This window comes from Bartonella sp. AP57NXGY, assembly GCF_042195805.1.
Taxonomy (GTDB): domain Bacteria; phylum Pseudomonadota; class Alphaproteobacteria; order Rhizobiales; family Rhizobiaceae; genus Bartonella.
In genome coordinates this window covers 10,539-11,720 of sequence record NZ_JBHIOZ010000026.1, presented here as the reverse complement: position 1 = coordinate 11,720, position 1,182 = coordinate 10,539, and the positions used below count along the sequence as shown (strand labels likewise).

Sequence of the window (1,182 nt, the reverse complement as noted above, 5' to 3'; positions counted from 1 at the left end):
GTTTCAGCACCTTGTTCACCCAAGATCGTACGACTATCAATTTTTGATGTTACTTGAAAAGAAATGCGGGTAGGAAAGTTCGCTTTAATTGTACCTGTGATAACATCAACAGAAGGACGTTGCGTTGCCATAATAAGATGAATACCTGCCGCACGCGCCATTTGCGCTAAGCGCTGAATAGCATTCTCTATCTCTTTCCCTGCCACCATCATAAGATCAGCCATCTCATCAACAATCACAACAATATAAGGAAGCTGCGTGAGATCCATGGCTTCTTCATGATAAAGCATTTCCCCTGTTTCCTTATCAAAACCCGACTGAACAGTACACATGATTGTTTCGCCTTTTTGAGCTGCAAGTGCAACGCGTGCATTAAAACCATCAATATTACGCACACCCAACTTAGCCATTTTACGATAACGCTCTTCCATTTCACGAACCGCCCATTTTAAAGCTGTTACTGCTTTTTTGGGATCTGTGACAACGGGTGTTAAAAGATGTGGAATGCCATCATAAACAGAGAGCTCTAACATTTTAGGATCAACCATGATCAAACGACACTGCTTTGGTGTCATACGATAAAGAATCGACAAAATCATTGTATTAATTGCAACAGACTTGCCTGATCCTGTTGTTCCTGCAACCAATAAATGAGGCATTTTTGCTAATTCTGCAATGACCGGTTCACCATTAATCCCCTTCCCCAAAGCAAGAGCAAGTTTAAATTCACTTTCACGAAAAGAACGTGTTTGGATTAATTCCCGTAAATAAACGGTTTCACGAACCGCATTGGGTAACTCAATCCCGATAACATTCCGTCCAGGAATTACAGCAACGCGTGTAGAAATAGCAGACATAGAACGCGCAATATCATCAGAAAGATTAATAACGCGTGATGATTTTACACCCGCAGCGGGTTCAAATTCATACATTGTTACCACTGGCCCTGGATGAACATGGATAACTTCACCCTTAATGCCAAAATCTTCCAAAACACTTTCCAAAAGTCCAGCACCACGTTCTAATGTTTCTTGAGGAATCATCGTACCTTCATGAAAAACAGGTTCCTGTAATAAGTTGATCGGAGGAAATTCATAAACATCACAGTCAATAGATTGAATATTTTGCATAAAAGCAGAATCATAATTACCTAATGGCATACGAGTAGATTGCAATGTTTTA

Annotated in this window: 1 protein-coding gene; it reads right to left on the bottom strand. The window is 40.3% G+C overall.

Annotated features, from left to right (window positions below; genetic code table 11):
• Window positions 1–1,182: DNA translocase FtsK (locus ACFIL8_RS04510; RefSeq protein ID WP_375689011.1), on the bottom strand; the 1,182-nt coding region annotated here is incomplete at both ends.